The sequence below is a fragment of the Streptomyces sp. MGP-BFMKR1 genome (genome assembly GCF_057766585.1).
In genome coordinates, this window is sequence record NZ_CM173408.1 from 2990300 (window position 1) to 3012218 (window position 21919).

The window sequence follows — 21919 nt, forward strand, 5'->3', positions numbered from 1 at the left end:
CGAGCGGGCCCCGCGCACCCCGACTCACCCTCACGAGGCCCCCATGCACGCGCACACCACGGCCCACCACACCGGGCATCCCGGCTACACCACGACCCTGACCCGCCTCCCCGAGAGCGCGGCACACGCGCGGGCGTTGGTGCGGGCCGCGTTGGCCACCTGGGACCTGGAACACCTCACCGATGACGCCGCCACCATCGCCTCCGAGCTCGTCGCCAACTCCGTCACGCACACCGGCTCGCACGCCATCCGCGTCACCATCACCCGCCCCAGCACCAGCCACATCCGTGTCGCCGTCGTGGACAAGTCCAAGCGGCTGCCCGTCGCGCGCAGCGCGGACGCGCGGGATGAGAGCGGGCGCGGCATCGCCGTGGTGCAGGCGTTGGCGTGGCGGTGGGGGACCGATCCGCTGCCCTGGGGCAAGCGGGTGTGGGGCGAGTTGCGGTGTTGAGCGAGGGCGCTCGGGCCGAGCGGGGCAGCCGGTAGCCGCCCAGCTCGACTTCGAGTTCGGCGATCAGCTCCGGCGTGGGCGGCGTGTCCTCGACGTAGTCGCGTAGGGCGTACGGCGAGTCGTCCCAGAGGTCCGGGGCGTCGAGAACCTCGCCGCTACCCGTGCGGTGACCCACCGTGCCTCCCCGTCGCCTGGCCCGCGAGTCCAGGTGGGCCCGCGTCAACGCCCCCGCACGAGGGTCGGCCCCACCGCGCCGGCCCGGCCCCCCGTCCGAGGGGCCGGGCCGGCCGGGCCCCGGGTGCGGAGGGGGTGGCCGGGGCCCGGGTGGGGGCGGGGTGGCTCAGCGGTCCAGGTAGGTCTCGGCCACCAGGAACGCCAGGTCAAGCGACTGGCTGCGGTTCAGGCGGGGGTCGCAGAACGTCTCGTAGCGCTGGCGGAGGTCGTCCGCGTAGACCTCGCCGCCCACGCACTCGGTGACGTCGTCGCCGGTCAGCTCGACGTGGATGCCGCCGGCGTGGGTGCCAAGGCCCTGGTGGACCTCGAAGAAGCCCTTGACCTCGTCCAGGACGTCGTCGAAGCGGCGGGTCTTGTGGCCGCTGGGCGCCTCGAACGTGTTGCCGTGCATCGGGTCACACACCCAACCGACCTGGGCGCCGGACGCGGTGACCTTCTCGACCAGCGACGGCAGCCGGTCGCGCACGTGGCCCGCGCCCATGCGGACGATGAACGTGAGCCGGCCCGGCTCGCGGTCCTCGTCCAGGCGGTCGATGAGCGCGAGAACCTCGTCGGCGGTGGCCTTCGGGCCGATCTTGACGCCGATCGGGTTGCGGATGCGGGAGCAGAACTCGACGTGCGCGCCCTCGAGTTGGCGGGTGCGCTCGCCGATCCAGACCATGTGGCCGGAGAGGTCGTACGGCTGGCCGGTGCGCTCGTCCGTGCGGGTGAGGGCCGCCTCGTAGTCGAGGATGAGCGCCTCGTGCGAGGCGTACACCTCGGCCGAGTGCATCTGTGCCGGGTCCGCGCCGCAGGCGTGCATGAAGTTCAGGGCGCGGTCGATCTCGCGGGCCACCGCCTCGTACCGCTGCCCGGAGCGCGAGGTCTTGACGAAGTCCTGGTTCCAGGCGTGGACCTGGCGCAGGTCGGCGTAGCCGCCGCCGGTGAAGGAGCGCACCAGGTTGAGCGTGGCGGCCGACGCCTGGTACATGCGCTTGAGGCGCTCCGGGTCGGGTCGGCGGGACTCCTCGGTGAACTCGAAGCCGTTGACGGAGTCGCCCCGGTAGGCGGGCAGGGTGACGCCGTCGCGGGTCTCGGTGGGCTTGGAGCGCGGCTTGCTGTACTGGCCGGCGATGCGGCCGACCTTCACCACGGGCACCGAGCCGGCGTAGGTGAGCACCGCCCCCATCTGGAGCAGCGTCTTGAGCTTGTTGCGGATCTGGTCGGCGCCCACCGCGGCGAAGGACTCCGCGCAGTCGCCGCCCTGGAGCAGGAACGCCTCACCGCGGGCCACGGCGGCCAGCTTGTCGCGGAGTTGGTCGCACTCGCCGGCGAAGACCAGCGGCGGGTAGGACTCCAGCTCGCTCAGGGTCGCGCGCAGCGCCTCGGGGTCCGGCCAGTCGGGCTGCTGCGCCGCGGGCAGCGAGCGCCAGTGTGGCCGCGGGGCCGCCGCGGGCAGCGTGGGCAAGGTGTCGGCCGTCTGTGTGTTCATGGGGTGTCGTATGCGACGGGCCGTGCGACCCGCCGCGCTCCTTCCTGGACGCTTCGTGGCACTGTCGTCGGTCACGTCGACCACGTGGGGGTGGCCGGGGTACGGACAGGTGTCGCGGGGCGATCGTTGGTGGCTGGCTGGTGGGACGGCGGAGGGGGTACGGCGGCATCCGGTGCGGTGGGCTCCGGGCGGCGTGCCGGGCCCGGAGCCCCGGACCCACGGCCCGTGGTGCGGGGGCCCTGGGCCAGGGTGGGAAGTGCGGGTGTGCGGAGTGTGGGGAGTTCGGACTGCGGAGTCGGGGTCAGCGGCCCGGCGGGGTGCCGGGCCGTGGTGCCGGGACGTGCTGTCAGGGGGCGGTGGCTCCGGGCGCGCGCTCGGCGTCCGCCGGGTACGGGGCGTCCGCCGCGTGCCGGGCATCCGTCTCGTACTCGTACGCGTACGCGTACTCCGGAGCGTATGCGGGCCGTGGCGCTGTCAGGGTCACGGCCGCCACCATGTGGTCGCCGATGACGCGACATCGGGCCGTGGCGCCGCGGAGCGCGGCCGGGGCGGGCGCGGTGGGGCTGACGGACAGCAGCACCGGCTCGTCGGCGGCCGACGGGTCCGGTTCGGGCCACTCCAGCGTGACGGAGCGGAACGCCAGGCCCTCCTGCCGGGGCGCGGGCAGCGCCTTGTAGAGCGCCTCCTTCGCGCAGAACAGCCGCAGCACCGCGAGTTCGGGGCGGGCGTCGGCCCGCGCGCGGTCGAGTTCGGCGGGCGTGGCGGCGTAGCGGCGGGCCGCGTACAGGCCATCCGCCGACGCCAGCGGCTCCATGTCGAGCCCGACGGCCAGGCCGTCCGCGGCCGTGACCGCGCACAGCGCCAGCTCATCCGTGTGGGTGAGGGAACCGCGCACGCCGGCCGGCCAACCCGGGGCGCCGCGCTCGCCCGGCAGCGGCCAGTGCGGCGCCCCGGTGAGCGCGGCGGTGGCGCGGGCCGCGGCGAGCCGGCCGGCCGCGTAGGTGCCGCGCCGACGCGGCGCGGCGTACTCCGGCAGGGCGGCGCGCACGGCGGGGGGCAGCCCGGTGAAGGGCAGTTCGCCGACGGTCGCGTGCGCCACCGTCACCGCGCCGCCGCCGGCGCGGGTGCCGGCCACCGCGCCGGCCCCGACGCCGCGGCCGACGGCGCCGCCCCGGGGGGCCCGACTCAGTCCGGGGCCCCGGCCCCGTCCGAGGCCGAGGCCCCGGCCCAGGCCGCGCGCGGGCGCGCCGGCGCGGGGCCGGAACGTGCTGCCCGGGCCGGTGGCGGCGCCGAACAGTTCGGCGACGCGGGCGTCCACGGTCATCGGGCGGTTCTGGTCAGGTGGGTGACCGCGTTGGCGACCACCTGGTGGCCGGTGCGCCCCTCGCCCGACATGATCGACTCGGGGTGGAACTGGACGGCGGCCAGCCCGCGTTCGGGTGCCTCCACCGCCATCGCGACGGTGCCGTCGGCCGTCACGGCCGTCACCCGCAGTCCCTCCGGCACCCGGCCGGGGTCGGCGTACAGCGAGTGGTAGCGGCCGACGTCGAACGTCTCGGGCAGGCCGGTGAGCAGGCCCGACTCGACGGTGGTGCGGCGCACCCGGGAGGGCTTGCCGTGGACGGGCGCGGGCAGCGTGGCCAGGTCGCCGCCCAGGTACTCCACGATGCCCTGGAGGCCGAGGCAGACGCCGAAGACCGGGATGCCGAGCCGCTCGGCCTCGGCCAGCGTCGCGGAGACCTTGAAGTCGGTGGGCGTGCCGGGTCCGGGCGAGAGGACCACCAGGTCGGGCCGGCGCTCCTCGATGAGATGCAGGTGGCCGCCGCTGCGGTAGGTCTCCACGGCGGCGCCGGTCTCCCGGAAGTAGCCGGCCAGGCAGTGTACGAACGAGTCGCGGTGGTCCACGAGCAGGACGTCGCGGCCCTCGCCCGGCCGCTCGCGCACCTCGGCGCGGGCCGGCGGCGGCGTGTCGCCCGCGAGGATCTCCAGGAGGGCCTTGGCCTTCAGCTCGGTCTCCTGCTCCTCGGCCACCGGGTCCGAGTCGTACAGGAGCGTCGCCCCGGCTCGTACGGTGCCCACGCCGTCCCTGACCTGGATGGTGCGCAGCGTCAACACGGTGTCCAGGCAGCCGTCGAAGCCGATCCGGCCGACGGCGCCGCCGTACCAGCGGCGCGGCGAGCGCTCGTGCCGCTCGATGAACTCGACGGCCGCCAGCTTGGGCGCGCCGGTCACGGTGACCGCCCACAAGTGGGCGAGGAAGGCGTCCAGGGCGTCGAACTCGGGGCGCAGCTCGCCCTGTACGTGGTCCACGGTGTGGATGAGCGTGGAGTACATCTCGATGCTGCGCCGGGCGGTGACGGTGACCGTGCCGGGCACGCAGACCCGCGACTTGTCGTTGCGGTCCACGTCCGTGCACATCGTCAACTCGTGCTCGTCCTTGGCCGAGTTGAGGAGTTCGCGGATGCGCTCGGCGTCCTCCAGGGCGTTGGTCCCGCGTTGGGCGGTGCCGCTGATCGGTGCGGACTCGACCAGGAAGCGGTCGGTGTCGGCGTCGATGCCGCGGCTGACCCGGACGAACATCTCCGGCGACGCGCCCACCAGGTACTCGCCGTCGCCCAGGTTCATCAGCAGGCTGTGCGGCGCGGGGTTGCGCTCGTACAGGCGGCGGAAGAGCTGGGCCGGGGTCTGGGAGCAGGCGTGCTGGAACGTCTGGCTGGGCACGGCCTCGAACAGGTCGCCGGAGCGGAACAGCGGCATCGCCGCCTCCACCACCCGCGCGTACTCCCCCACCCGGTGGTCGCGCCGGCCGCGCGACGGCCGGCCGGGCACGAACGGCTGGCTGGGCGTCTCGGTGGGCAGCCACTGGGTGCTGGCGGCCCGGGTGTGGAAGTCGTACCGGAAGCGCACCGCCGTGTCGCCGCGCAGGTCCAGGTCGTACAGCGTGTCGGGCAGGTGGAGGACCATGTCCCGGTCGTGCGGGTTCCGCTCCTGGCGGGCGTCCATCGGGTCGACCTGGAAGATCAGGTCGTAGCCGAACGCGCCGAACAGGCCGAGCAGTTCGTCGTCCGGCACGGCCAGGCCCGCGACCAGCGCCCGGATCGCGGCGAAGACGCCCACGTGCCGGGTGCGGTCCTCCTCGGCGAAGACACCGTGCGGCGTGCCGCCGTGGACGTGCAGCGTGTCCCCGTCGGCGCGGACCGTGCCGGGCAGGTCGGCCAGCAGGGCGCGCAGGGTCGGCAGCAGCACCCGGCCGCGCTCGTTGAGGGCGGTCACCGCCAGCCGGTCGCCGCGCGCGGCCACCTCAAGCGGTGGGTCCACGTAGCCGATGATCCGGTCCCGGCCCCGGAAGAGGACCATGCCACGGCGCTCGTCGAGCGCCGCCTCCAACTGGGCGCGGGCCGCCGCGGCGCTGCCGGCGTGCTCCGTCGTACGGACCACCTCGACCCCGGATGGAGTGGTCCAGCGACCCGTCTCCGCTCGCGCTTCCTGGGCCGTCCCCGTCGTGTCCGTCGAGGTCATCCCCACCGTTCCCCTCCATGGCTGCGTACGTCGGTGCGTGTGGTGGTGCGTGCGTGCGCTGGTGCGTGTGGCGGTGCGTGCGTGTGCGTGTGGCGGTGCGTGTGTGCGTGCGTGTGCGTGCGGCGGCGCGTGTGCGTGCCGTGAGTGGCGGTACGGGTACGAGTACGGGTCCGTGCCGCGGGTGGTGGTGCGGGCGTGCGGTGGGGGTGGGGGGGTGGGTGCGGGGCCGCTCGCCTGGGCGGGTTGGCCGCCGCGTACGGCCATAGGGCGCCGGTGGCGGGGCGCCGGGCCGCACCCCGGTGCCCCGCCCGTCGCGCCCCGGGTCAGGCGCCGGAGCCGGTGGTGCCCCCGCCCGTGCCGGCGGTGGCCTTGTCGTCGCGCTCGGCCGCGGCCGGCTCGGCGGCCTTCGCCGCCTCGGCTGCCTTCGCCTCGGACTTCCTCGCCTCGGCCTCCTTCGCCTCGGCGGCCAGTCGGTCCCGCAGCACCCGGCGCAGCAGCTTGCCGGCGCCGTTGCGCGGGATCTCGTCCACGAAGTGGACAGCGGTCGGCCGCTTGTAGCTGGCCAGCTCGCGGGCGCAGGCGCCGATCAGCGCGGCCACGGTGGGCGGCTCGTCGCCGGCCGCGACGAACGCCACCGGCACCTCGCCCCACTCGTCGTTGGGCGCGCCGACCACGGCCACGTCCAGGACGCCGGGCTGGGTGGCGAGGACCCGCTCGATCTCGGCGGGGTAGACGTTCTGGCCGCCACGGATGAGCACGTCGTTGCGCCGGTCCACGAGGTAGAGGAAGCCGTCCTCGTCGGCGTAGCCGACGTCGCCGGTGCGCAGCCAGCCGTCCCGTACGGTCTTGGCGGTGGCCTCCGTGTTGCGCCAGTACAGCAGCATCATGCCGTCGCCACGGACGCAGATCTCGCCGACGTCGCCGGTGGGCACCACGTTGCCCGAGTCGTCCTGCACCTCGATGTGGTAGCCGGGCAGCATGCGGCCGGCGGTGGGCAGCACGGTGCCCTCGGCGTCGAACGGCCACTCGCCCCGGCGGAAGAGGTGGGTGGCGATCGGGCCGCCGCCCTCGGTGATGCCGTAGATGCTGCGCATCGGGGCCGGGAACTTCTCCAGGCACTCGCGCAGCAGCTCCTGCGGCATCGGGGCGCCGCCGAACATGATGTCCTTCAGGCTGGACAGGTCGGCGCCCGCGAACGCCTTGGTGCGCAGCACGAAGCGGGCCATCGACGGCACCAGGAAGGTCTTGGTCGCCTTGAACTCGGCGACGTCGGCCAGCCAGCGCTGCGGCGTGAACTCCGGCTCCAGGACCAGCGCGCCGCCGGCGGCGAACAGCGCCAGGCCGATGACAACGCTGCCGTGGAACAGCGGGCAGGGGTTGACCATCACGTCGTCGGCGGAGAAGCCGACCTCGGCCGCCATCGCCGTGTAGCAGGCGGAGACCGAGCGGTGGGTGACCGCGACGCCCTTGGCGTGCCCGGTGGTGGCGCTGGTGTGCAGGATCGCGAAGATGTCGTCCTGCCGGGGCAGCGGCAGCTCGCGCGCCTTGCTGGTCGTCATCTCCTCGTACTCCTCGGAGCCGATCGAGATGCGCCAGCCGTCGCCGAACGCGTCCCCGAGCCGGTCGAAGATCTGCTGCTCGGAGAAGACGCCCACCGGCTCCACGTTGCGGACGATGTGCTCGACCTCGGGCGCGGGGAACGACGGGTTGATCGGGCAGACCACGACGCCCGCCTTGCCACCCGCGACGTACAGCTCAAGGACCTCGACCCGGCTGCGGGCGCTGACCGCGATCCGCTGGCCCTTCTCGACGCCACGGTCCAGCAGCGCGGTGGCCAGCGCGTCCGTGCGCTCGTCGAACTCGCGCCAGGTCAGCCGGCGGTTCGGGTCGGCCAGGGCGAGGTTGTCAGGGCGCAGCAGCCGGTTGCGCTTGACGAAGTGCGCCATCCACATCAGCGGGCCTCCCCGCTGGCGGTCGCGGCGGCCGGGGCGGTCTCGGCGGCGTCGGTCAGCTCGGCCGCCTCGCGGGAGACGAGCACCTGGTTGATGCCGTCCAGGGTGTGCAGCGCGCCCAGCTCGTCGTCGTCGAGCGGGGTTCCGGTGCGCTCCTCCAGGGCAAGGGCCAGCCGGATCAGGTCACCCGAGTTGAGGCCGGCGTTGATCAGGTCGGCGTCGCCCGGCACGCCCTCGATGAGCTGCGGCAGGTCAACGAACTCCAGCAGGAGGCGGTGGCCGGGGGTCAGGTGGTCGCTCATGAGCTTCCCTTGCTTGTCGTGGTGTGTTCGGGGACGGAAAGGCGGTGGCGGGCCCGGTGTGGGCGCGGCGATCGGCCGGGCGGGACGATCGCCGCCAGCGGCGGGCGCGGAGCGATCGGGCGACGGAAGGGTGCGGTCGGCGAGGGGCGTTCGGTGTGGGGCGTTCGGTGTGGGCGGGGCGGGCGGCCTGAGGGGGGACTCGGCGCACCGGGTGCGGCTCGGGGGGTAGCGCGCCACACCCGTCCGCCCCGCCTCACCTGACGTCGAGTTGGACCAACTCCCCCGACGCCAGCTTCCTGGCCACCTCAAGGCGCTTGACCTTCCAGGTGGCGGTGTGCGGGATGTCCTCCCAGCGGCACTGCACGGGCGGCGCCAGCTCGGGCAGCCCGGCGGTGGCCTCGGCCCAGGCCGCGCGGTCCAGCGGGCGGTCGCCGCGGGTACACACCAGCGGTACGGGCGGCCCCTCGGACACGGGTATCAGCACGGCCTCGGTGAGCTGCCGCATCCCCTCCAGGATCTGGTCCTCGGCCCGGAGCAGGCTCTCCACCCCGCTGCCCTGGTCCACGATCCGGTCGTACAGGTGCAGGCAGCCGCGCCTGCTGACCATGCCGACGTCGCCCATCGCCCACCAGCCGTCCACCCGCTGGTCGCCCTGGCCCAGGTAGGCCGGGGTGACGCCGGCGGACTTGCCGAAGATGGCGCCGAGTTGGCCCTTGCCCATCCGGCGGGTGTTGCCCTCGTCGCTGATCCGCAGCCTGGTGTGGCCGATCATCGGCCGGCCCACGCAGCGGCCGTCGGTGCAGCCCTTGTTCGCCCGGTGCAGCTTGATGGTCAGCGGCCCGGTCTCGGTCTGCCCGTACGCCTGGAGGTAGCGCGCGCCGGGGCGGCCGGCGGCCAGCAGGGTACGGATGGTGCGCGGGTGCGCCGCGTCGAAGGAGCTGATGAACATCCGCACCTGGGAGAGGAGTTCGGGCCGCTTCTCGGCGGTCTCCTCCCAGCGAATGAACGCGTTGGGCAGCGTCTCCACGATCCCCGGGCGCACCCGGGCCAGCATCCGCTCGGCGTTGCGCGGGTCGGGGTCGGTCATGAAGCCGAGCGGCAGGCCGACGGCGAGCACCGTGAGCATCCCGGACATGGCGCGCGCGTGCACCGGCGAGACACAGGTCAGGTACGGGTCCCGCAGCCGCACCACGCGCAGGAAGTTGACCTGCGGCTTGGCGTGCCCGGCGAAGCTCTCCACGGTGTGCAGCACCAGCTTGGGCACGCCGGTGGTGCCCGAGCTGTGCGTGACCAGTTGCGGCGCGTCGCGGGGCGGCACGATCGAGTGCGGCAGTTCGCCGGGCGGCTGGTCCTGGAGCGCCTCGCCGTGCCGGCCGGGCTTGCCGACGTAGAGCCGCGGCGGCAGCGCCGCGCCCACCTCGTCGAACGCGCCCGCGGACTCGGTGTCCGCGTCGGTGACGATCGCGGCCGGCTCGCCGCGCCGCACGTGCAGGCCGAGCGAGGTCGGCCCCACGTCGGGGTGGGTGAGGATCGGCACCGCGCCCATCCGGGCGCAGGCGAAGGCCAGCAGGATGACGTCGAAGTTGGCCCGCTTGACGACGAGCACCCGGTTTCCCGGCAGCACGCCGGCGCCGAGCAGCAGCGCGGCGGCGCGCTCCACCAGCTCCGCGAACGTCGCGAAGTCCAGCGCGTCCCCGGCTTCCGGGAACAGGTCTAGGGGCTGGTCCAGGTGGATCGGTACGTCGGGGTGCCTGCGTGCCGCCTCCCGGGGCGCGGTGGCGAGTGCCAGCGTGGCGCGTATGCGTCCCATCGGTCCGCTCCCCCCTTCCTGGGTCTCGTCCTTGGTGCACGCGGACGCGTCCGGTGCTCGGTTTGCCGGCCCGAGCCGCCCCGCCCCCGCCCGACCCCGGCGACGAGGCCGGGCCGGGCGGTGCGTGCGGGTCGGCTCACGCCGGGTGGTACGGGCCCGGCTCGCGCCGGGTGGGGCTGGGTTGGCTTGCGCCGGGTGGTGCGGGTGGGGCTTGGGTGGCTTGCGCCGGGTGGTACGGGTCGGCTCGCGCCGGGTGGGGCTGGGGCTGGGTGCGTACGGGGTGCTGGTCCGGTGCGGGCGACTCCGTGGGGCGGTTCGGGGCCGGGCTCGGGTCGCCGGTGCCGTGCCGGTCGGCGCGGTGGCGACCGGGTGCGCCTCCGGCGCCGGGACCGGGTCGGGCGCCGCCCGCCGCGGGCCGCTCAGCGGGCCCGCGGTGGCACTGCCGACCGTGCGCCGAGCCGGCCGCGTGGGGCCGCGCACGGCTCCGTCGCGCGCGGCGAACTCGCGGAACTCGGGGTTCCCCGAGAACCCGCGGCGCCCACGGAATCGGAAGCGGAAGAGCGAATGAGACGGTGAACGGATTGGCGTACGCGACACGGGGGCGCGCCGCATTTCGCGGTGGCCGCCCGGCGGGCCTTCGGGCGAACGGTGTGGGCGGCGCCCGACGAGATGAGCGCGCGGTCGATACAGACGATCGGAAGATACCCTCGCGCAGCGCCTTCCGGAATCTCTGTCATAGAGATCACAGAACGAAATTCAACGATCGAGGAGTCCAGGGAATTTCCGGTGTGTTGCCATCCGATGAAGAAGTCTTCCGTCGGCGACGTCGAAGCCCCCGGTGTCCTGCCCTTACCGTGTCCACGGCTCGCGTTCACGGCGTTCACGCGGACCGACTCCGGTCCCGCGCAGGCTAGTTGGTCGTGGTCAACGCGGCGCACGGCGGGAAACCCCCGTTTCTTGCCCGGCACGTCGCATTCCCCCTCAGTTCGTTCACGGATCGCATCGGCTGCGTATCGCGGGCGCCGACGTGGTCGCGGACGCCCCCGGAAGGAAACAAGGAGGGACACCAGAAGTTGAGACCAATCCCGCGCGACAGAGAGGGCGGTGTGGACCCTCTGGTGCTCCCCCGAGCGCAGCCCCACGCTACGGCGGCACAAGGGGGTGCGCGTATGACAGATAACTGCCTAGGCAATGCCACTCGGGGATCACGATGTGATGTCGCGCCGATCGGTTAAAACCCCATGACACACGCCGCCACATTGCGGTAATCGCGGCTTCACGGTGCCCACCTGGGCCATCGTGGTCGGTGACGTGACGCACGGCCATTTCCCGTGTTCCGCCGTTTCGCCCACCGCGCCCCCGGCCCCACACCCGCTTGGGCCCGTGCCCACCGAGGAGCCCCGCCTTGTCACCTCGCCATCCGCTGCGCGCGCTGTCCTGCGCCCTGTTGCTGATCGCCTGCGCGGCGTGCGACGGGGCGTCGGGTTCCGACGCCGGCCGGGACCCGGGCGCCGCGCGGCCCGGCGCGGCCGGCGTCGGCGACCGGCTCTTCCCCGGCCTCGGCAACGGCGGCTACGACGTCACCCACTACGACCTGGCCCTCGACTACGCCCCGAAGACCAACCAGTTGCGCGGCACCGCGCGCCTCACCGCCCGTGCCACGAGCCGACTCAGCTCCCTCAACCTGGACCTGACGGGGCTTCGGGTGCTGCGGGCCACGGTCAACGGGGCGCCGGCCAGGGCCACCCGCGAGGGTGCCGAACTGACGCTCACCCCGCGCCGGCCGCTGGCCGGCGGCCGGGCGTTCACCGCGACCGTCGAGTACGCCGGGACGCCCAGGACGCTGGTGGGCGCCGACGACAGCGAGGAGGGCTGGATCGAGACCACGGACGGCGCCGTGGCGCTCGGCGAACCCTCCGGCTCCACGGCCTGGTTCCCCGGCAACCACCACCCCAGCGACAAGGCCCCGTACGACATCGCCATCACCGTCCCGGCCGGTTACACCGCGGTGGCCGGCGGCGAGTTGCGCGAGCGCCGGACCCGCGACGGCCGCACCACCTTCGCCTGGCACAGCGCCGAGCCGATGGCCAGCTACCTGGCCACGGTCGCCATCGGCACCTTCGACGTACGCACCCGCGGCGACCTGCGCGCGGGCGACACCACCGACCCCGAGGAGCCTCACATCGACACCCAGGAGAAACCCCAGGAAGCAGCACGGAACGACGCCCACGCGCCCGCCCCGCCCGACAGCCGGGTCGGCGACGGCCAGCCGGCCGGCACACCACGAGCCGGCGGGCGACAGGGCGGCGACCGGCGGAACAGCCAGCGGCGGGCCGGGGGCGACGTGCCGCAGTACGTGGCGATCGACCCGACGCAGGCGGCGGCGAGCCGGCACGTGGCCGACCAGCTCACCGAGATCATGGACTGGGAGACCGGCCTCTTCGGCCCGTACCCGTTCTCCTCGACCGGCGCCATCGTCGACGACACGCCCGACCTCGGCTACGCCCTGGAGACCCAGACCAAGCCGTACTACAGCACGCCGCCCGACGCCTACCTCCAGGTCCACGAGCTGGCCCACCAGTGGTTCGGCAACTCGCTCACGCCGCGCACCTGGGGCGACATCTGGCTCAACGAGGGCTTCGCCACGTACGCCGAATGGCTGTGGGAGGTGGAGCGGAGCGACGCGGGCCGCACCGCGGACGAGATCTTCCGCGACTACTACGACGGCTCCGACGGCCAGAGCGAGGGCATCTGGGCCTTCCCACCCGGCACCCCGCCCGGGCCCGAACACCTCCTCGACCCGCCGGTCTACGGGCGCGGCGCGATGACCCTGCACCGGCTGCGGCAGACGGTCGGCGACCGCACGTTCTTCGCCATCGTCCGCGCCTGGGTCGCCGAACACCGGCACGCCACGGTCACCACCGAGGAGTTCATCGCCCTGTGCGAACGCCTGTCGGGCCGCGACCTGGGCGAACTCTTCGACGTGTGGCTGTACGAGAAGGGTCGGCCGAAGCTGTCCTGACCGGGCCCGTGCCGCCGCGCGGGCCCGTGCCACCGACCGAGCCCGTGCCGCCGCGCGGGGCGTGCCCGGCTCGGGCGGTCAGCCGCGGCGGCGCCGGGCCAGGCGGCGGGCGAGCGAGGGCGCGGCGGCGCCGGCCAGCAGGGCGGCGAGCGGCAGGGCGACGTCCAGCCAGGGCCGGCGCAGCGGCCGGTAGGTCGCGGTGCCGTCCTTGATCTCGATGAAGCCACGGGGTCGGGTGAGGGCTCCCCCGCCGCCCATGCCCTCGCCGCCCCCCGCGCCCGCGCCCGGCCCCGAGCCGACGCCGAACCCGACGCTGACCTCGGCGACGGGAATGACCGTGACGCCTTCGGCGGTGACGGGCTCGCCGTACGCCACCGCCGCCGAGACCCGGCCGCCGATCTCGTCGGCCAGCCGCTCCATTTGGGCCTCCAAGCCCGGCCCGGCCGACGGCGGAAGCGCGGGCCGGGAGGCGGGACGGGGAGTGGGCCGGCCCGTGGCGTCCGGAGCGGTCATCGCGTGCCTCCAACGGCGTGGCGTACGAACGGTCTGGGCCATGAACAGTAGCCGCCCCGTCCGACCGCCCGCCGCTAGGACCGCGCCCCCGCCCCTGCCCCCGCTCCCGCTCCCGCGAACGCCTTGCGGTACTCCCGGGGCGACACCCCGACGTGCTGCGTGAAGTGACGGCGCAGGTTGGCCGCGCTGCCCAGGCCGCTGCGCTCGCTGACCCGCTCGATGGGCAGCGTGGTGGTCTCAAGGAGCGTCTGGGCCCGCGCGAGGCGCTCGTTGAGCAGCCACTTGAGGGGCGTGGTGCCCGTCGCCGCCTGGAGCTGCCGGAAGAAGGTGCGCGGGCTCACCCCCGCGCGCCGGGCCAGGTCGACCACGGTCAGCGGCTCGTGCAGCCGCTCGCTCGCCCACTCCAGGACCGGGCCGAGCCCCGCGTCGTCGGTGGCCGGCAACGACAGGTCGATGAACTGCGCCTGCCCGCCGGCCCGGTGCGCCGGCACCACCATGCGCCGCGCGAGTTGGCCCGCCACCCGCGCCCCGAGGTCGCAGCGGACCAGGTGCAGACACAGGTCGAGGCCCGCGGTCATCCCGGCGCTGGTGAGCACGTCCCCGTCGTCCACGTACAACACCGAGTCATCCACGGTGACCTTCGGATACCGCTTGGCCAGGTCGTCGGTGTGCATCCAGTGCGCCGTGGCCCGCCGCCCGTCCAGCAACCCCGCCTCGGCCAGCGCGAACGCGCCGGTGCACAACGACACCATCCGCGCGCCCGACTCGGCCGCCAGCCGCAGCGCGGCCACCAGCTCGGGCGGCACCGGCGCCTCGCCGTCCACCACCGACATCGGCACCGAGGGGACGATGACGGTGTCGGCCGTCGCCAGCGCGTCCAGCCCGTATCGGGTGCGCAGCGCGAAGCCGCCCGGCGGCTCGTCCTCCGCCGCGCCGCCCGGGTCGGGGCGGGTGGCGCACAGCCGCAGCGTGTACCAGGTGTCGGCCAGGTCCGGCTGCGGCTTGCCGAACACCGAACAGGCGATGGCCAGTTCGTACAGGTCCCACGGCGGCACATCGACGTCGTCCACCACGGCGATCACCACGTTGCCCGGTCTCATGCCCCACTCCCCCGCCAAGCGCCCCCGAGGGCGCGAAACCCATGGTCCATGGCCCGCACCGTACGTCAGACCACTGACAGCGCCCCGCCGGGCGCCGCCAGTTCGCGGGGCCCGGCGCCGCTCTCCCGGCGGCTGGCGACGGCCGACGAGGGTCCGGCGAGGGCCCAGTGAAGGCCCGGCGGGGTGCTGGCGGGAGGCTGGCAGGAATTTTGCGCAGGGCGTCAGTTCTGCCGCTGTCCGGGGCGCTCGGCCGGTGCGAGCGTAGAGACCAAGCGAGGCACCCGCCGCGCACCTCACCGAGAACCGGAAACCGGGGACCGGAACCGAGGACCGCGGGCCGGCAGGCCACGCCCCCGCACGGCGTACGTCACGGCGCGCGGCCCCTTCCCCGCTCACCCGGCCAAGGCCGCGCCCCGCCATGCCCGCCTTCCCTCCGCATCCGCACCACTCACCACCCATCACCCATCACCCATCACCACAGGAGCACCACGCACCATGAGCACCTCGCGCCCCAGCACCGCCAACGCCACTACCGCCACCACCACCGCCCCCGAGGCCCAGCAGCCCCAGGAGGACCGCGAGGCCCAGCAGACCCCGCCGACCAGCGTCAGCGTCCTCGGTCTCGGCCTGATGGGGCAGGCGCTGGCCGCCGCCCTCGTCGGCGCCGGCCACGCCACCACCGTCTGGAACCGCTCGCCCGACAAGGCGGCGGACCTCGTGACCCAGGGCGCGACGCTGGCCGCGACCGCCCGTGACGCGGCGGTCGCGAGCGACGTGGTGATCGTCTGCGTCACGGAGTACGACGCCGTGCGCGCCCTGGTCGAACCGCTCGCCGACGCCCTGCGCGGCCGGCTCCTGGTCAACCTCACCTCCGGCTCGTCCGCGCAGGCCAGGGAGTTCGCCGCGTGGGCGGCCGAGCACGGCGTCGACTACCTGGACGGCGCGATCATGGCCATCCCGCCGGTCGTCGGCACGCCGCACGCCTTCATCCTCTACGCCGGCGAGCGCTCCGCGTACGAGGCCGCCGAGCCCGCGCTGCGCGCCCTCGCCCAGGCCGGCACCACCCACCTCGGCGCCGACCACGGCCTGTCGTCGCTGTACGACGTCGCGCTGCTCGGCCTGATGTGGGGCGCCCTGAACAGCTTCCTGCACGGCGCGGCGCTGCTGGGCACGGCGGGGGTGCCGGCGACGGAGTTCGCGCCGTTCGCCAACCAGTGGCTCGGCTCGGTCACCGGCTTCGTCTCCGCGTACGCCGCGCAGATCGACGCCGGCGCGTACCCGGCCGAGGACGCGAAGATCGAGACCCACCTCGCGACGATGCACCACCTCCTGCACGAGAGCGAGGCGAGCGGCGTGGACACCGCGCTGCCGCGCTTCGTCAAGGCCCTGACCGACCAGGCCATCGCCGCGGGCCACGGCGAGTCCAGCTACGCGGCGATGATCGACCAGTTCCGCAAGCCCACCGCCACGCCCGAGCCCGGCGCGTAAGCGGGCCGGCGCGTAAGCGGGCCAGCGCGGCACGCGTATGCGGGCCAGCGCGTCACGCGTATGCGGGCCGACGCGGCACGCGTATGCGGGGCGGCGCGGCACGCGTATGCGGGGCGGCGCGGCAGCAGCCCGGCGCGTCGCCAGGCGCGCCGCGCCCAAGCCGCCCGCGGAGCCGGTGCCGCCGCCGGAAAAAGCGGTCGCACCGGCCCGCGCGTCGACCTACGCTGCCCGCATGGGCGTCTTCTCCTAGGCATACGGACGCGATGCGCGTTCCCCAGCCCGGCCGGCCGCGAGCCGCCGGGCCCCGTCCGTACGCCCGAAACACCCGCCCAGGAGAACCCCACCCATGTCCCACCTCCCCTCCCCCTCCACCCCTCCCTCCCCTTCTGCTGCTTCCTCCGCTCCCTCTGCTTCCTCTGCTTCTCCCGCTCTCGACCGTCGCGTCGCCCGCCTGCGCGAACTCGCCGCCGCCGAAACCCGGCTGACGGGCGTGCTGCTGTACGGCTCGTGGACGGTCGGCGAGGCCGACGCGCACTCCGACATCGAGGCGTACCTGTACGTCGAGGACGACGCGCTCCCCGACTTCGACGGCCGCGCCTTCGTCGAGCGACTGGCCCCGCTGCGGCTCGCGTACACCAACCTGTACGGCATCCTCGCGGTCGTCTTCGACGACCTGATGCGGGGCGAGTTCCACGTCGTCGCGGCCGGGCCGGGCATCGCGGAGATCGACTCGTGGCGGGGCATGGTGCACCTGCCCCGCCCGGAGGCGGCCGTGCTGCTCGACCGGGACGGCCGGCTGACCGAGGCGGCCGGTGGGCTCGCCGCGTTCCAGCCGCCGGAGCCCGTGGAGACCGCCCAGCAACTCGCGGACGAGCTGGCCAACTGGACGCTGATGCTGGCCCATGTGCTGGCCCGGGGCGAGACGGGCCGCGCGCACGCCCTGCTGCACACGGTGGTCGCCCCGTTCCAGCTCCAACTGTGCCGGCTGCTGCGGGGCTCCACCGCGCACTGGCTCACCCCGAGCCGGGCCATGGAGGCCGACCTCCCCGCCGCCGACCTCGCCCGCTACCGCGCGACCACGGCCGCGGCCCACCTCCCCGAGGTGCGGGCCGCGGCCCGGCAGAGCTGGCAGTGGTCGCGCGAGCTGACGGCCGAGGCCGCCGCGCGCTGGGGCACCGGCTTCGCCCCCGAACTGCACGCCGACATCGCCGCGTTGCTCGCCGGCGAGGAGCCCACCGGCTAGGCCGCGCGGACCCGGCGGCAGGCTAGGCGGCCGGGGTCGCCTCGGTCACCACCGGGGCGTTCTCGGCGGCCGGGGCATTCTCGGCGGCCGGGCCGGTACCGCCGCGCGGGGCCGGCCCCGCCGACGCGTCGGCGGGCCGCTCGGCCCGCCGACGCCGCAGGTCGGGCACGAGGGTGAGGATCCCGACCGCGGCCATGGCGGCCCCGAGCCACACCGGGGCGCGCAGCCCGAAGTGGTTGATGCCGACGCCGCCGACCGCCGAACCGACGATGACCCCGAACGTGATGAACGACGAGTGCACGCTGTTGATCAGCGCCCCGGGGTTGGCCACCCGCTGCACTCGGGTGATCATCGCCGGGTTCATCGTGACGCCCACCAGGCCGATGCCCATCATGAACGCCACGGCCGGCACCTTGACGTGGGCCAGCAGCGCGAAGCCCGCCAGGAACGCCATGTTGAGCGCGAGCCCGGCCAACAGCACGGCCAGGGTGTACCGGTCGGCGAGCCGCCCGACGATGACGTTGCCGATCACGGTGGCCGCCCCGTACGCCACCAGCAACAGCGGCACCATGCTCTCGCCGAACCCGGTGACCTCGGTCAGGATCGGGTTGAGGTAGCTGAACGCGGCGAACGTGGCACCGATGATCAACATCGAGGTGGACAGCACCAGCCACAGCCTCGGGTTGCGCAGCGCCACCGCCTGGCTGCGGAAGTCGCCGCCGGCGTCGACACGCTTCAGGGCCGGTACCCCGACGATCGTGATCAACGCGGCCAGCACGGCGAGCCCGGAGATGGCCCAGAAGGCCGCGCGCCAGCCGAAGTGCTCACCGATCAGCGTGGACAGCGGCAGCCCGAGCAGCGTGCCGAGCATCAGCCCGTTCATCGCCACGGCCATCGCCCGCCCGCCCTGCCCCGGCGGCGCCAGCCGGGCGCACAGCGCCAGCGACACGCCGAAGAACGCCTGCGAGGCCGTACCGGTGATGACACGCGCCAGCATCATGATCGCGTACGTGGACGCCGTGGCGGCCAGCACGTTCCCCACCAGGAAGATCGCGAACAGCACCAGCAACGCCGACTTCTGCTCCATCCGCAGCAGGGCGATGGTCAGGAAGGGCCCGCCGAAGGCCATGGCGACGGCGAATGCGGTGATCAGATAGCCCACCTGCGCCACGCTGACGTCCAGCCCGTCGGCCATCTGGGGCATCAACCCGGCGACGACGAATTCGCTCGTGACCATGGAAAAAATTCCCAGGGCGAGCACGTAAATGGCACGTGGCACGGCATTTACTCCTGTGTCGATGAAATTGATGAAAATTGACGGAAGAGGGGGAGTGAGGGTGCGGGCCGGCGAGACCGACATGGACGCCAGGCGCCGGATGCCGGGTTTTAGATAGATCAGTACAAAACTTGCTCACACGGAGCCGCGCCGCCCCCACGGGACAACGCGGCACAGCCCACCGACGGGCCGACTAACGGGCTAGCGGGACAGGGCCACCAAGGCCGTATCGGCGACGCTCTCCAACACGGCCCGATCGGCACCCCCTTGAGCCGAGACGCGCATGCCACCGATCACCGCGTTGATGAATCGGGCCAGCGAGTCCGCGTCACGGGCCGTCGAGATCTCCCCGGCCCGCTGCCCCGCCTCGATCACGTCCCGAAACGACGCGAGCCGCCGCTCCAGGTCGCGCGCCAGCAGCTCCGCGATCTCCGGGTCGCGGCCGGCGATCTCGACGGTGGTGTTCACCGTGAGACAACCGACGCTGCGCCCCTCGACCCGCCGCTCGAACTCGCCGTCGATCACCACGTCGAACAACGCCCGCAACCGCTCCATGGCCGGCCGCTCGACCTGCTCCAGAACGGCCACCTGCCCGGCGGTCATGACGTCCATGTACCGCGCCAGCGCCCGCGTGAAGAGTTCATGCTTGCTGCTGAACGTGTTGTAGATGCTGCTCCGCCCCAGACCCGTGGCACTACAGAGGTCCTGCGTGGAGGTGGCCTCATACCCCTTCACCCAGAACGCCCAGACAGCCGCGTCCAGGGCCCGCTCCTCGTCGAATGTCCTCGGTCGGGCCATGGATTCACCGTAGCAGGTTTTGGACTGATCGATGCAATACGGGTCCGGGGGCGGCCGGGCCCGCTACGGTTGGACCATGACCGCACTGCCCGACTGGATGCGTCCGCCGCGCGCGGAAGGCTGGTTCGCGGAGGACCTGGACCACGTAGAAGCTGCCGGGGGTGATCCCCGTCGCCAGCAGGCTGAGCACCAGCCGGGGGAAGACATCGGCGACGTTCAACTGCCCCGGTAGCGCGGGTGCGCGAGGATCAGGTTCGAGCGGAACACGGCGACCGGCAGGCCGTACGCGTCGTGCGCCGCGCGCAGCAGCACCTCACCCGCCCACTTGCTGGCCCCGTAGCCGCCCGCGCAGCCGCCGTCGAGTGCGCGCACCGGGCAGGCCATGCGGACGCCCGCCAACTCGTCGGCCGCGGCCCCGGCCCCGAAGGTGACGCCGACCGCGGACAGGTAGCTGAACCGCTTGCTCCGGGAGGTGACCGCGAGCCTGATCAACTCGGCCGCTCCCAGCACGTTGGGGCCGAAGAGCTGGTCGTACGGCAGGACGTGGTTGACCAGTGCCGCCGGTTGGACGATCAGGTCCACGGTGTCGGCCAGCCGCTGCCAGGCGGCCGGGGCGAGCCCGAGATCGCGCTCCGCCACGTCGCCGGCGACCACCTCCAGGTGTCCGGCGTCCAGGGCCCGGTAGTGCTGGCACAGTGCCGGGTCGCCGCCGTCGAAGGCCGCTTCGAGCCGTGCTCGGGCCAGTGCGTCGGTGGCGCCCCGGACCACGCACACCAGCGCGCCACCGCGCGGGGCGAGGCGCTCCAATCATTCGAGGCACAGGAAGCGGCCCAGGTAGCCGTTGACGCCGGTGAGCAGGACGGTCCTGACCTCGGGCGGCGGACCGGTCGGCCTGTCGGTCCCGGGCGGGACCGCCGCGCCGAGCACCGCGTCGAGCGTCAGGTCGCTGGCCGCCAGGCGCCGCGCGCCCGGCCCGTGGACGCTGTCGGCGGTGGGGCGACGCCGTCCCGGTGCGAGCGCCTTCTGGATGTGGTCGGCCACCTGCTGGGCGTGTTGACCGGGTGGATGACGACGTTGACAGGAACGTCGACGTGGAAGATCTCCGTCAGTAAGCGCGCGAACGACAACGCGGCGAGGCTGTCCCCGCCCAGTGCCACGAAGCGCGCGTCGGCCCGTACGTCGCCCTGCCGGTGCCCTAGGAACGCTTCGGCGGCCCGGAGTACGGCGTCCCGTACGGGCAGGGCCGGGCCCAGCCGGCGCACCGTCTCCAGCGCATCGCTCTCGCGCTCGGCCAACTCGGCGTACAGCGCTTCGAGGCGTTCGCCGTAATGCTTCGTCAGCGCGGGGCGCAGCGGCTTGCGGACGCCGGAGAGCAGGCCGTTGCGCTGGCTGAACGGCTCTGTCTCGATCAGGAAGTCCCGTGGCACCTCGTAGGGGGCCAGGCCCGCGTCGGTGGCGACGCGGTGCAGCGACTCGCGCAGGACCGGCCTCAGGCGCCGGGTGTCGCCGCCGACGCGGTCGAGCGCCTCCGGGGTGGGGACGACGACCGCGAGGAGGTGGGCGCGAGTGCTGTTCCCGTACACGAAGACCTGCCGGACAGCCGGGGAACCAGCGAAGAGGATCTCAAGCCGGGACACGGCAACGAACTCGCCCTGCGCCAGCTTGAGCACGTTGGACCGCCGGTCCACGTACGCCAACTCGTCGGGGCCGACGCGGGCCACGATGTCGCCGGTGCGGTAGAAGCCCGTCGGCGTCGAAGACCTCGGCGGTGCCTGCTCCGGTGGAATCCGCGTCCCTACGGGCCATCCCCCGCCTCGATGTGCGCGCGAAGGCTTTCTACGAGCTGGGAGGCCAGGCTTGCGGTGCGGCGGGGTGTGCTGATGCGTTTCATGGAGAGAGCGCACATTCAAATGTCAGACATTTGAATGGTGGTGAGATGTGGCCCCGGAAGACGCGGCGCGGCGAACTGCAGGCACGTGGGCCCACGCCTGCGGCCGGTCCTCACCTGCGACGAGAGCTCGGCGGGGCTCCGACGTGGAATTATCCGCCGGTACACGCTGGGGCCCAGCGGTGGTTCACGGGTGTCCTACGGACTGGCCAGGGGGCAGTGGAGTCCCTGCCTCACCCACCACACTTGCAAAGAGACTGTGCAGGTGAACGACTCCTACCCCTGCCCGTGCTGCGGGCATCGCGCGCTCGACGCCATGCCAGGCTCGCACGAAATCTGCCCCATCTGCTTCTGGGAGGACGACGGGGCCCAACTCCGTTGGCCGACCATGGCTCGCGGAGCGAACGGAGTCTCCCTGGTCGAGGCCCAACGGAACTACCAGGAGTTCGGCGCCTGCGACCAGCAGAGCAGGCAGCACGTCCGCCCTCCGGCCGAGGACGAGTCGCTCGACTCCGCCTGGCGCCCCATCGATCTGGCACGCGACTCCTTCGAGGAGTGGCGCACCGAGGACCAGGTTCCGTGGCCCGACGACCGCTCGGTACTCTGCTGGTGGCTTCCCACCTTCTGGCGCCGGGGCCACCCCTGACCGCCCGCGTCGAGAGAGTCACCTAGCAGTTCGGTGACACGACCGACCCGTCGCCCGACGCCCACGTCGAACGGGCCTGGATCGGCTCCGCCGCCGTCCCCGCCATCATCGGTGGACCACCACCCTTCGGCGGCTTACGGGCTGACGAAGAACGATGCCTTGCCAGCCGTGAGCGGATCCACACCAACGCTGTCGAGTCGGATGCC

The 21919-nt window shown here is 73.6% G+C and carries 17 protein-coding genes and 1 pseudogene; 6 read left to right on the plus strand and 12 right to left on the minus strand.

Annotation, left to right across the window (positions count from 1 at the left end):
- Positions 1 to 43: 43 nt before the first annotated feature.
- A complete protein-coding gene (locus AC3CHW_RS11125) occupies positions 44 to 451 on the plus strand; it encodes an ATP-binding protein (protein ID WP_459251054.1) in 408 nt (135 codons plus the stop codon).
- A 340-nt stretch (positions 452 to 791) separates the two neighbouring features.
- Here AC3CHW_RS11125 and AC3CHW_RS11130 read toward each other — a convergent pair whose 3' ends face one another.
- The 6 genes from AC3CHW_RS11130 to AC3CHW_RS11155 all read right to left on the minus strand — a co-directional run bounded on the left by AC3CHW_RS11130 (position 792) and on the right by AC3CHW_RS11155 (position 9739).
- On the minus strand, positions 792 to 2156 hold the full coding sequence (locus AC3CHW_RS11130; protein WP_488470328.1) for a class II 3-deoxy-7-phosphoheptulonate synthase: 1365 nt from the start codon (positions 2154 to 2156) through the stop codon (positions 792 to 794).
- Positions 2157 to 2502: 346 nt separating this feature from the next.
- Complete coding sequence (locus tag AC3CHW_RS11135) at positions 2503 to 3480, minus strand: 4'-phosphopantetheinyl transferase superfamily protein (RefSeq protein ID WP_488470329.1); 978 nt, start codon at positions 3478 to 3480, stop codon at positions 2503 to 2505.
- Positions 3477 to 5675, minus strand: a complete 2199-nt coding sequence (locus AC3CHW_RS11140) for an anthranilate synthase component I (protein ID WP_398611675.1) — start codon at positions 5673 to 5675, stop codon at positions 3477 to 3479. The genes AC3CHW_RS11135 and AC3CHW_RS11140 overlap by 4 nt, the downstream gene beginning before the upstream one ends.
- A gap of 323 nt (positions 5676 to 5998) precedes the next feature.
- Positions 5999 to 7627 carry a class I adenylate-forming enzyme family protein gene (locus tag AC3CHW_RS11145; protein WP_488470330.1) on the minus strand — a complete coding sequence of 543 codons (1629 nt, stop codon included), beginning with the start codon at positions 7625 to 7627 and terminating at the stop codon, positions 5999 to 6001.
- Entirely contained in the window at positions 7627 to 7929 is a 303-nt protein-coding gene (locus AC3CHW_RS11150) for a phosphopantetheine-binding protein (RefSeq protein ID WP_187063494.1), read from the minus strand. The genes AC3CHW_RS11145 and AC3CHW_RS11150 overlap by 1 nt, the downstream gene beginning before the upstream one ends.
- A gap of 253 nt (positions 7930 to 8182) precedes the next feature.
- Entirely contained in the window at positions 8183 to 9739 is a 1557-nt protein-coding gene (locus AC3CHW_RS11155; RefSeq protein WP_398611672.1) for a class I adenylate-forming enzyme family protein, read from the minus strand.
- A 1405-nt stretch (positions 9740 to 11144) separates the two neighbouring features.
- On the opposite strand from AC3CHW_RS11155, the gene AC3CHW_RS11160 reads away from it, so the two are divergent.
- Entirely contained in the window at positions 11145 to 12761 is a 1617-nt protein-coding gene (locus AC3CHW_RS11160) for a M1 family metallopeptidase (protein WP_488470331.1), read from the plus strand.
- A 78-nt stretch (positions 12762 to 12839) separates the two neighbouring features.
- On the opposite strand, the gene AC3CHW_RS11165 is transcribed toward AC3CHW_RS11160, so the two are convergent.
- Both AC3CHW_RS11165 and AC3CHW_RS11170 read right to left on the minus strand, forming a co-directional pair.
- Positions 12840 to 13181: a spore germination protein GerW family protein gene (locus AC3CHW_RS11165; RefSeq protein ID WP_488470332.1), complete on the minus strand. Its 342-nt coding sequence runs from the start codon at positions 13179 to 13181 to the stop codon at positions 12840 to 12842.
- A 167-nt stretch (positions 13182 to 13348) separates the two neighbouring features.
- Complete coding sequence (locus AC3CHW_RS11170) at positions 13349 to 14374, minus strand: helix-turn-helix domain-containing protein (protein WP_488470333.1); 1026 nt, start codon at positions 14372 to 14374, stop codon at positions 13349 to 13351.
- 495 nt (positions 14375 to 14869) lie between these two features.
- On the opposite strand from AC3CHW_RS11170, the gene AC3CHW_RS11175 reads away from it, so the two are divergent.
- The gene (locus AC3CHW_RS11175; RefSeq protein ID WP_488470334.1) at positions 14870 to 15862 is read left to right on the plus strand and encodes an NAD(P)-dependent oxidoreductase; all 993 of its coding nucleotides are present in this window, start codon (positions 14870 to 14872) and stop codon (positions 15860 to 15862) included.
- A gap of 346 nt (positions 15863 to 16208) precedes the next feature.
- Positions 16209 to 17105: a nucleotidyltransferase domain-containing protein gene (locus AC3CHW_RS11180; RefSeq protein ID WP_488470335.1), complete on the plus strand. Its 897-nt coding sequence runs from the start codon at positions 16209 to 16211 to the stop codon at positions 17103 to 17105.
- 22 nt (positions 17106 to 17127) lie between these two features.
- On the opposite strand, the gene AC3CHW_RS11185 is transcribed toward AC3CHW_RS11180, so the two are convergent.
- Positions 17128 to 18384 carry an MFS transporter gene (locus AC3CHW_RS11185; protein WP_488470336.1) on the minus strand — a complete coding sequence of 419 codons (1257 nt, stop codon included), beginning with the start codon at positions 18382 to 18384 and terminating at the stop codon, positions 17128 to 17130.
- A gap of 198 nt (positions 18385 to 18582) precedes the next feature.
- On the minus strand, positions 18583 to 19179 hold the full coding sequence (locus AC3CHW_RS11190) for a TetR/AcrR family transcriptional regulator (RefSeq protein ID WP_488470337.1): 597 nt from the start codon (positions 19177 to 19179) through the stop codon (positions 18583 to 18585).
- Between the two features lie 76 nt (positions 19180 to 19255).
- On the opposite strand from AC3CHW_RS11190, the pseudogene AC3CHW_RS11195 reads away from it, so the two are divergent.
- A pseudogene (locus tag AC3CHW_RS11195) lies at positions 19256 to 19336 on the plus strand (Uma2 family endonuclease); the annotation flags it as partial.
- A 59-nt stretch (positions 19337 to 19395) separates the two neighbouring features.
- On the opposite strand, the gene AC3CHW_RS11200 reads toward AC3CHW_RS11195, so the two are convergent.
- Positions 19396 to 19986 carry an SDR family oxidoreductase gene (locus AC3CHW_RS11200; RefSeq protein WP_488470338.1) on the minus strand — a complete coding sequence of 197 codons (591 nt, stop codon included), beginning with the start codon at positions 19984 to 19986 and terminating at the stop codon, positions 19396 to 19398.
- A 131-nt stretch (positions 19987 to 20117) separates the two neighbouring features.
- Positions 20118 to 20900: an acyl carrier protein gene (locus AC3CHW_RS11205; RefSeq protein WP_488470339.1), complete on the minus strand. Its 783-nt coding sequence runs from the start codon at positions 20898 to 20900 to the stop codon at positions 20118 to 20120.
- A 432-nt stretch (positions 20901 to 21332) separates the two neighbouring features.
- Between AC3CHW_RS11205 and AC3CHW_RS11210 the strand changes: the two genes are divergently transcribed.
- Complete coding sequence (locus AC3CHW_RS11210; RefSeq protein WP_488470340.1) at positions 21333 to 21713, plus strand: CPCC family cysteine-rich protein; 381 nt, start codon at positions 21333 to 21335, stop codon at positions 21711 to 21713.
- Positions 21714 to 21919 lie beyond the last annotated feature (206 nt).

Bases quoted from the DNA above. Each gene is read 5' to 3' on its own strand.
- AC3CHW_RS11125 (WP_459251054.1), top strand. From the start codon at position 44: ATGCACGCGCACACCACGGCCCACCACACCGGGCATCCCGGCTACACC.
- AC3CHW_RS11130 (WP_488470328.1), bottom strand. From the start codon at position 2,156: ATGAACACACAGACGGCCGACACCTTGCCCACGCTGCCCGCGGCGGCC.
- AC3CHW_RS11135 (WP_488470329.1), bottom strand. From the start codon at position 3,480: ATGACCGTGGACGCCCGCGTCGCCGAACTGTTCGGCGCCGCCACCGGC.
- AC3CHW_RS11140 (WP_398611675.1), bottom strand. From the start codon at position 5,675: ATGACCTCGACGGACACGACGGGGACGGCCCAGGAAGCGCGAGCGGAG.
- AC3CHW_RS11145 (WP_488470330.1), bottom strand. From the start codon at position 7,627: ATGTGGATGGCGCACTTCGTCAAGCGCAACCGGCTGCTGCGCCCTGAC.
- AC3CHW_RS11150 (WP_187063494.1), bottom strand. From the start codon at position 7,929: ATGAGCGACCACCTGACCCCCGGCCACCGCCTCCTGCTGGAGTTCGTT.
- AC3CHW_RS11155 (WP_398611672.1), bottom strand. From the start codon at position 9,739: ATGGGACGCATACGCGCCACGCTGGCACTCGCCACCGCGCCCCGGGAG.
- AC3CHW_RS11165 (WP_488470332.1), bottom strand. From the start codon at position 13,181: ATGGAGCGGCTGGCCGACGAGATCGGCGGCCGGGTCTCGGCGGCGGTG.
- AC3CHW_RS11170 (WP_488470333.1), bottom strand. From the start codon at position 14,374: ATGAGACCGGGCAACGTGGTGATCGCCGTGGTGGACGACGTCGATGTG.
- AC3CHW_RS11175 (WP_488470334.1), top strand. From the start codon at position 14,870: ATGAGCACCTCGCGCCCCAGCACCGCCAACGCCACTACCGCCACCACC.
- AC3CHW_RS11180 (WP_488470335.1), top strand. From the start codon at position 16,209: ATGTCCCACCTCCCCTCCCCCTCCACCCCTCCCTCCCCTTCTGCTGCT.
- AC3CHW_RS11190 (WP_488470337.1), bottom strand. From the start codon at position 19,179: ATGGCCCGACCGAGGACATTCGACGAGGAGCGGGCCCTGGACGCGGCT.